At 61.5% G+C, this 8,419-nt stretch carries 10 protein-coding genes; all 10 read right to left on the reverse strand.

What is annotated here, in order from left to right:
- Positions 1–2: 2 nt before the first annotated feature.
- Positions 3–2,117, reverse strand: coding sequence for a flagellar biosynthesis protein FlhA (gene flhA / locus NTD80_RS29845; RefSeq protein ID WP_216864328.1), 2,115 nt, complete (start codon positions 2,115–2,117; stop codon positions 3–5).
- Between the two features lie 271 nt (positions 2,118–2,388).
- Positions 2,389–2,589: a cold shock domain-containing protein gene (locus NTD80_RS29850; RefSeq protein ID WP_262135812.1), complete on the reverse strand. Its 201-nt coding sequence runs from the start codon at positions 2,587–2,589 to the stop codon at positions 2,389–2,391.
- Between the two features lie 351 nt (positions 2,590–2,940).
- A complete protein-coding gene (flhB, locus tag NTD80_RS29855) occupies positions 2,941–4,077 on the reverse strand; it encodes a flagellar biosynthesis protein FlhB (protein ID WP_065909824.1) in 1,137 nt (378 codons plus the stop codon).
- 3 nt (positions 4,078–4,080) lie between these two features.
- Complete coding sequence (fliR, locus tag NTD80_RS29860; protein WP_065909822.1) at positions 4,081–4,866, reverse strand: flagellar biosynthetic protein FliR; 786 nt, start codon at positions 4,864–4,866, stop codon at positions 4,081–4,083.
- Positions 4,867–4,870: 4 nt separating this feature from the next.
- Entirely contained in the window at positions 4,871–5,140 is a 270-nt protein-coding gene (gene fliQ, locus NTD80_RS29865) for a flagellar biosynthesis protein FliQ (protein ID WP_003214552.1), read from the reverse strand.
- Positions 5,141–5,144: 4 nt separating this feature from the next.
- Entirely contained in the window at positions 5,145–5,888 is a 744-nt protein-coding gene (fliP, locus tag NTD80_RS29870) for a flagellar type III secretion system pore protein FliP (RefSeq protein WP_016976565.1), read from the reverse strand.
- Positions 5,888–6,328 (reverse strand): flagellar biosynthetic protein FliO, encoded by a 441-nt coding sequence (fliO, locus tag NTD80_RS29875; protein ID WP_262135814.1) that lies wholly within the window; start codon positions 6,326–6,328, stop codon positions 5,888–5,890. The genes fliP and fliO overlap by 1 nt, the downstream gene beginning before the upstream one ends.
- 1 nt (position 6,329) lies before the next feature.
- Positions 6,330–6,797, reverse strand: coding sequence for a flagellar motor switch protein FliN (fliN, locus tag NTD80_RS29880; RefSeq protein ID WP_003214557.1), 468 nt, complete (start codon positions 6,795–6,797; stop codon positions 6,330–6,332).
- A gap of 39 nt (positions 6,798–6,836) precedes the next feature.
- Positions 6,837–7,805, reverse strand: a complete 969-nt coding sequence (gene fliM, locus NTD80_RS29885) for a flagellar motor switch protein FliM (RefSeq protein WP_065909818.1) — start codon at positions 7,803–7,805, stop codon at positions 6,837–6,839.
- A gap of 9 nt (positions 7,806–7,814) precedes the next feature.
- Positions 7,815–8,315: a flagellar basal body-associated protein FliL gene (gene fliL, locus NTD80_RS29890; protein ID WP_065909816.1), complete on the reverse strand. Its 501-nt coding sequence runs from the start codon at positions 8,313–8,315 to the stop codon at positions 7,815–7,817.
- Positions 8,316–8,419 lie beyond the last annotated feature (104 nt).

Consider the following 8,419-nt stretch of genomic DNA (forward strand, 5'->3'; position numbering starts at 1 on the left):
CCTCAGCCGTTGGGCCCTACTGTCGCGACGATAGTCACTTGCTTGTTGTCAGGAATTTCCTGATAAGCCAAAACGTGCAAATTCGGTACTGCCAGGCGCCCAAACCGCGACAACATCGCCCGGACGGGGCCGGCCACCAGCAGGATCACTGGTTGGCCCTGCATTTCCTGGCGCTGCGCGGCATCGATCAACGAACGCTGCAGCTTCTCAGCCATGCTTGGCTCCAGCAGAACGCCCTCTTCCTGGCCTTGTCCTGCCTTCTGAATACTATTGAGCAATATTTGTTCCAACCTTGGTTCCAAGGTGATCACAGGCAGCTCAGAGTCAAGCCCTACAATGCTTTGGACGATTGCGCGCGACAATCCGACGCGCACTGCAGCCACCAGGGCGGCAGTATCTTGACTCTTGGCGGCATTGTTGGCGATAGCCTCGGCAATGCTGCGGATATCGCGTACCGGCACCTGCTCGGCCAGCAACGCCTGCAGGACCTTGAGCAGTTGCGAGAGCGACAGCACGCCCGGCACCAGTTCCTCGGCGAGTTTTGGCGAGGCTTTGCCGAGCAAACCCATCAATTGCTGGACTTCTTCGTGGCCGATCAGCTCATGGGAGTGCTTGTACAGAATCTGGTTGAGGTGGGTGGCGACCACGGTACTCGCGTCCACCACGGTGTACCCCAGGGACTGCGCCTGGCTGCGCTGGCTGATTTCGATCCACACCGCGTCCAGACCAAAAGCCGGATCTTTGGCGGTAATGCCGTTGAGACTGCCGAATACCTGCCCCGGGTTGATCGCCAGTTCGCGATCCGGGTAGATCTCGGCTTCGGCCAGGATCACCCCCATCAGGGTCAGGCGGTAGGCGCTGGGGGCCAGGTCGAGGTTGTCGCGGATATGCACGGTGGGCATCAGGAAGCCCAGGTCCTGCGAGAGCTTTTTGCGCACCCCCTTGATCCGCGCGAGCAATTGGCCACCCTGGTTACGGTCGACCAGCGGGATCAGGCGGTAGCCGACTTCCAGGCCGATCATGTCGATCGGGGTCACGTCGTCCCAGCCCAACTCCTTGGTTTCCTGGGCCCGGGCCGGCGACGGCAGCAGTTCCTGCTGGCGCGCGATTTCCTGCTGGGCCTGGACCTTGACCGCGTTCTGCTTCTTCCAGAACAGGTAGGCACCGCCGGCCGCCATGGCCGCCATGCTCAGGAACGACACGTGGGGCATGCCTGGCACGATGCCCATGATCGCCATGATGCCCGCCGCCACGGCCAGGGCCTTGGGCGAGGCGAACATTTGGCGACTGATCTGCTTGCCCATGTCTTCGGAGCCCGAAGCACGGGTCACCATGATCGCGGCAGCTGTGGATAACAACAGTGATGGCAATTGCGCCACTAAACCGTCACCAATGGTCAGCAAGGCGTAAACCTTGCCGGCATCGCCGAAGGTCATGCCGTGCTGGAAGATCCCGACCGCCATGCCGCCGATCAGGTTGATGAACAGAATCAGCAGGCCGGCGATGGCGTCACCGCGCACGAATTTGCTGGCACCGTCCATGGAGCCGTAGAACTCGGCTTCCTGGGCCACTTCCAGACGGCGCGACTTGGCCTGGTTCTGGTCAATGAGGCCGGCGTTGAGGTCGGCGTCGATGGCCATCTGTTTGCCGGGCATGGCGTCGAGGGTAAAGCGCGCGCTCACCTCGGAAATCCGCCCGGCGCCCTTGGTCACCACCACGAAGTTGATGATCATCAAGATCGCGAAGACCACGATACCCACCACGTAGTTGCCGCCGATCACCACCTCACCGAAGGCCTGGATCACCTTGCCGGCGGCGGCGTGGCCGTCCTGGCCGTGGAGCATTACCACGCGCGTCGACGCCACGTTGAGCGCCAGGCGCAACAGGGTCGCCACCAGCAGGATGGTCGGGAATACCGCAAAATCCAGCGGTCGCAGGGCGTATACGCAGACCAGCAACACCACCACGGACAGGGCAATGTTGAAGGTGAAGAACACGTCCAGCAGGAACGGCGGCATCGGCAACATCATCATTGCCAGCATCACCAGCAACAACAACGGCACACCCAGATTGCCTCGCGAGAGGTCAGTCAGGGTCGTACGGGCCGTGCCGAGCATTTGAGAGCGATCCACCACCGGTATTCCTCGTTTCCTTGAAGCAAACTTTTGACGCCGGGAGGCGTCCTGGAGGCGGTATTGCAAGAAGCCTTCCAACTTTGGTTTCAGGGCGACGATCGTCGAGGGGAACGCGTTTCAAATGCAGGAGCTTGCCTACGGTGGCGGTGTGTCAGCCACCTGAAGGGCCAGGCTGAGCTCAGTCATCGCAGGCAAGCCAGCTCCCACATTATTGGTCGGTGAACACACCGCCAACAGCCAGGCATGCATGCCGCTAGATAAGTTTGATATGGAACGCATACACCCCTTGGGGGCAATGGATCCTCGCGAATTGCACGCGCAAGCCTTTCTTGAGCCAGATGCCAGCTGAGCTGGTGCGATCCACATGCACCGGCTCATCATCGCCATCCAGCGCAATCAGGCCTTTTCCGGTTTTTCGGCTGTAGGATTTGATCGTGCCCATCACCGCTTCCATCACTACGCCCTCTACATCGCTGGATGACCTGTGCACAGTAGGGAGCCATGGAAGCGCGAGAGGACGGCGCTGGCTACTGTCAAAGTTGACAGGTAGACGAGGGTTGCCGACGAGTGGTAGCGGATGCGGCGGGCGGGCTTGTTGTAGCGAACGCACTCACTGTGGCGAGCGGGCTTGCCCCGCGTTGGGCTGCGGAGCAGCCCTGAAACCTGGCGACTCGGTCTGACTGTTAGACCGCGGTGGCTGGATTGGGAGCGCTTCGCACTCCAACGCGGGGCAAGCCCGCTCGCCACAACAAGCCTTATCACCACAAAAAGCCCGCTCCCCACAAAGCGCGCATCAGCCGAGCAGTCAGGAATCGCGGCGCAGCTCCGGCGGGATGGGCAGGTCCTTGAGCGGATCGGGCCGCTTGCCCTTGCCCGCGCGGTACTGGCGAATCTGATAGACATACGCCAACACCTGGGCCACGGCCAGGTACAGCCCGGCGGGGATTTCCTGGTCGAGGTCGGTGGAGTAGAAGATCGATCGCGCCAGCTCCGGCGATTCCAGCAGCAGGATGTCGTTGGCCACGGCGATTTCGCGGATTTTAAGCGCGGTGAAGTCGCTGCCCTTGGCCAGCAGCATCGGCGCGCCGCCCTTCTCCGGGTCGTATTTGAGGGCCACGGCGTAGTGCGTCGGGTTGGTGATGACCACGTCGGCGTCGGGCACCGAGGCCATCATCTTGCGCTGCGACATTTCCCGCTGCAGCTGGCGAATGCGCTGCTTGACCTCGGGGCGACCTTCTTGGTCCTTGTGCTCGTCGCGCACTTCCTGCTTGGTCATCAGCAGTTTCTTGTGGCTTTCCCACAGCTGGATCGGCGCATCCACCGCCGCGATGATGATCAACCCGGCCGCCATCCACAGCGCACTCCAGCCGACCACCTGCACACTGTGAATGATCGCCGACTCCAGCGGTTCGTGGGCGATGCGCAGCAAATCGTCGATATCCGACGACAACACCGTCAAGGCCACGAACAGAATCAGGATGAACTTGGCCAACGCCTTGAGCAGCTCCACCAGCGCCTTGGCGGAAAACATGCGCTTAAGCCCGGCCGCCGGGTTCATCCGGCTGAACTTGGGCGCCATGCTGCCGGCGGCGAACAACCAGCCGCCCAGGGCGACCGGGCCGATCAAGGCGGCCAGCAGCAAGGTGATCAGAATCGGCTGCACCGCCAGGATCGCGATCTTGCCCGAGTGCAGCAGGTATTGACCCATCGAATCGGGATTGAGCAGCACCTCGCGTGGCAAGGTGAAGTTGTGCTTCATCAACTCCAGCAAGTCCAACGCCAGGCCGCCGCCGTAAATCAGCAGGCCGCCCGCGCCGGCCATCATGGTCGCAACGGTATTCAGCTCTTTGGAGCGCGCAATCTCGCCCTTTTCCCTGGAGTCCTTTTTGCGTTTCTCCGTGGGGTCTTCTGTTTTGTCCTGACCACTCTCGCTCTCGGCCATGGCTCAGCGCGCCCGTGCCAGATCACGTAAGAACTGCAGGGCGTCGGTCGCCAGCGGTTGATACTGATTGAGAATGTCAGCCAGGCCGACCCAGAAAATCCCCATGCCCAACACCAGGGTCAACGGGAAGCCGATCGAGAAGATATTCAGTTGCGGCGCCGCGCGGGTCATCACGCCGAACGCGATGTTGACCACCAGCAACGCGGTGATTGCCGGCAGCACCAGCAACAGCGAGGCGCCCAGCACCCAACCGAGGCGCCCGACCACTTCCCAGAAATGATTGACCACCAGGCCCGAGCCCACCGGCAAGGTGGTGAAGCTTTCGGTCAGCACCTCGAACACCACCAGGTGGCCGTTCATGGCCAGGAACAGCAACGTCACCAGCATGGTCAGGAACTGCCCGATCACCGCCGCCGACACGCCGTTGGTGGGGTCGACCATGGACGCGAAGCCCATGCCCATCTGGATCGAAATGATTTGTCCGGCAATCACGAATGCCTGGAAGAACAGCTGCAGGGAAAAGCCCAGCAACGCGCCGATCAGGATCTGCTCGGCGATCAGCATCAGCGCGCTGAGGTCCAGCGCATTGACCGGCGGCATGGCCGGCAAGCCCGGCGTGATCACCACGGTAATCGCCACCGCGAAGTACAGGCGCACGCGGCGCGGGACCAGGGTGGTGCCGAACACCGGCATGCTCATCAGCACCGCCGTCACGCGAAACAGCGGCAGGATGAAGGAGGCCACCCAGGTGCTGATCTGGGTGTCGGTCAATGCCAGCAAAGACTGCATCGGGTCAGCCGATCAACTGCGGAATACTGCCGTACAACTGCAGGATGTATTCCATGAAGGTCTGCACCAGCCAGGGGCCGGCAACGATCAGGGTGATCAGCATCACCAGCAAGCGCGGGAGGAAGCTCAAGGTCTGTTCGTTGATCTGGGTCGCGGCCTGGAACATCGCCACCAGCAGGCCAACCAACAGGCTCGGCACCACCAGCACGGCGACCATCATGGTGGTCAGCCACAGCGCTTCACGGAACAGGTCGACGGCAACTTCTGGGGTCATGGCCCTACACTCCGCCGAAACTGCCGGCCAGGGTGCCGATAATCAGCGCCCAGCCGTCCACCAGCACAAACAGCATGATCTTGAACGGCAACGAGATGATCAGCGGCGACAGCATCATCATCCCCATGGCCATCAGCACGCTCGCCACCACCAGGTCGATGATCAGGAACGGGATAAAGATCATGAAGCCGATCTGGAACGCGGTCTTCAACTCCGACGTGACAAACGCCGGGACCAGGATGGTCAGCGGCGCCTGGTCCGGGGTGGCGATGTCAGTGCGCTTGGACAGGCGCATGAACAGCTCGAGGTCGCTGGAGCGGGTCTGCGACAGCATGAAGTCCTTGATCGGGCCCTGGGCCTTGTCGATCGCGTCCTGGGCGGTCATTTTTTCCGCCAGGTAAGGCTGCAGGGCTTGCTGGTTCACCTTGTCGAACACCGGCGCCATGATGAACAGCGTCAGAAACAAGGCCATGCCGGTGAGGATCTGGTTCGACGGTGTCTGCTGCAGGCCCAGGGCCTGGCGCAGGATCGAGAACACAATGATGATCCGCGTGAAGCTGGTCATCAGCATCACGAACGCCGGGATAAAGCTCAGCGCAGTCATGATCAGCAGGATCTGCAGACTGACCGAATACTCCTGGGCCCCCGCCGCATTGGTGCCCAGCGTAATCGCCGGGATCGACAACGGGTCGGCGCCGAACGCCAGTGGCGCGGCCAGCAACAGCATGAGCGTCAACAAAACGCGCATTACTTCTTATCCTTCTGATCCTTGCCCAGCAACTCCATCAGGCGCTGGGCGAATTCCGGTGTGGTGGCCTGGGTCTGGGCCACGTCCACCGGCGTCTTGAGCACATGCAACGGGGTGATGCGGCCGGGTGTGAGGCCCAGCAGGATCTGTTCCCCACCGACCTGCACCAGCACCAGCCGATCACGCGGGCCGAGGGCGCGCGAGCCGATCATTTCGATCACCTGGGTGTTGCCCGGCCCGACGTTCTGCACGCGGCGCATCAGCCAGGCCAGCACGAAGATCAGCCCGACCACCAGCAACAACCCCAATACCAACTGGGTCAACTGGCCGCCGATGCCGCTGCTCACCACTGGCGCCGCAGCCGCCGCTTGCGCGACCGGCTCAGCCGCCAGGGCGCTCAATGGCAGCGCCGACAACAGTCCCGCCATCGAATACTTCATCTCAGCGCAACTTCTTGATGCGTTCGCTCGGGCTGATCACGTCGGTCAGGCGGATGCCGAACTTCTCGTTGACCACCACTACTTCGCCGTGGGCGATCAGCGTGCCGTTGACCAGCACGTCCAAGGGCTCACCGGCCAGGCGGTCGAGCTCGATCACCGAGCCCTGGTTGAGCTGCAGCAGGTTGCGGATGTTGATTTCGGTGCTGCCGACTTCCATCGAGATCGAGACCGGGATGTCGAGGATCACGTCCAGGTTCGGGCCATCGAGGGTCACCGGGTCGTTGTTCTTCGGCACACTGCCGAATTCTTCCATCGGCAGGCGATTGCCGACCGGTGCGGTGGCCGCGTCGGCCGCCAGCAGTGCGTCGATATCGTCCTGGCCAACATCGCCGGTTTCTTCCAGGGCAGCTGCCCATTCGTCAGCCAGGGCCTGGTCTTCGGCGGAAGTGTTTTCGTGTTCGGTAGCCATTACATGTCCTCGGCGGAGCAAACATTCATAAATTAGGGATCAGCGACGGTTGATCGGCTCAACCACTTGCAAAGCCAGGTTGCCCTTGTGGGACCCCAGCTTGACCTTGAACGACGGCACGCCATTGGCGCGCATGATCATTTCTTCCGGCAATTCGACCGGGATCACGTCCCCCGGCTGCATGTGCAAAATATCTCGCAGACGCAACTGGCGACGGGCCACGGTGGCGCTCAGGGGCACGTCGACGTCGAGCAGGTCTTCGCGCAGGGCCTTGACCCAGCGCTCGTCCTGGTCGTCGAGGTCGGACTGGAAGCCCGCATCGAGCATCTCGCGCACCGGTTCGATCATCGAGTACGGCATGGTCACGTGCAGGTCGCCGCCACCGCCATCGAGTTCGATGTGGAAGGTCGACACCACGATGGCCTCACTGGGGCCGACGATGTTGGCCATGGCCGGGTTTACTTCCGAGTTGATGTACTCGAAATTGACTTCCATGATCGCCTGCCAGGCTTCCTTCAAGTCGATGAAGGCTTGCTCCAGCACCATGCGTACCACCCGCAGTTCGGTCGGGGTGAATTCACGGCCTTCGATCTTGGCGTGACGGCCGTCGCCGCCGAAGAAGTTGTCCACCAGCTTGAACACCAGCTTGGCGTCGAGGATGAACAGCGCGGTACCGCGCAGCGGCTTGATCTTGACCAGGTTGAGGCTGGTGGGCACGTACAGCGAGTGCACGTATTCACCGAACTTCATCACCTGCACGCCGCCCACCGCCACGTCCGCCGAGCGGCGCAGCATGTTGAACATGCTGATACGGGTGTAGCGGGCAAAACGCTCGTTGATCATTTCCAGGGTCGGCATGCGTCCACGGACGATGCGATCCTGGCTTGTGAGGTCATAACTTTTGACGCTGCCGGGTTCGGCAGCCATTTCGGTCTGTACCAGACCATCATCCACGCCATGCAGCAGCGCGTCGATTTCATCCTGGGACAGCAGGTCTTGCACGGCCATGTCGTGATCCTACTGCAATACGAAGTTAGTGAAGAGCGCCTGTTCGACCACCACTTTGCCGAGCTCTTTCTGGGCCACTTCCTGCACGCTGGCAGTGACCTTCTGGCGCAGCATTTCCTGGCCCACCGGGGTGGCGAGGGTGTCGAAGCTCTGTCCGGAGAACAGCATCACCAGGTTGTTGCGGATCACCGGCATATGCACCTTGAGAGCATCCAGGTCCGCCTGGTTACGCGCCAGCAAGGTGATGCTCACCTGCAGGTAGCGTTGACGCCCGTTCTGGTTGAAGTTGGCGACAAAGGCCGGGAGCATCGGCTCGAAGATTGCCGGTTGCTTGACGTTACTGGCGGTTTCGGCGGCGGGTGCCGGTTTGCTTGCACTGCTGTGCATGATGTACCAGGTGCCACCCACCGAGGCGCCGATGGCCAGGAGCAGGCCCAGGACTATCAACAGGATAAGCTTGAGCTTTCCTTTGCCTGCGGGTGCTTTTGCTGCGTCGTCGCTCTTCGCCATGCCAATAATCCGTCACTATTCGGGGATTCATAGATCTACGGAAAGGCAAGAGCAAGTGTTATGCCAGAGTTGTCTGGTAATCGGGGAAGAAGGAGCACCCCCAA

The organism is Pseudomonas sp. 13B_2.1_Bac1 (genome assembly GCF_025466155.1).
Lineage (GTDB): Bacteria > Pseudomonadota > Gammaproteobacteria > Pseudomonadales > Pseudomonadaceae > Aquipseudomonas > Aquipseudomonas aylmerensis.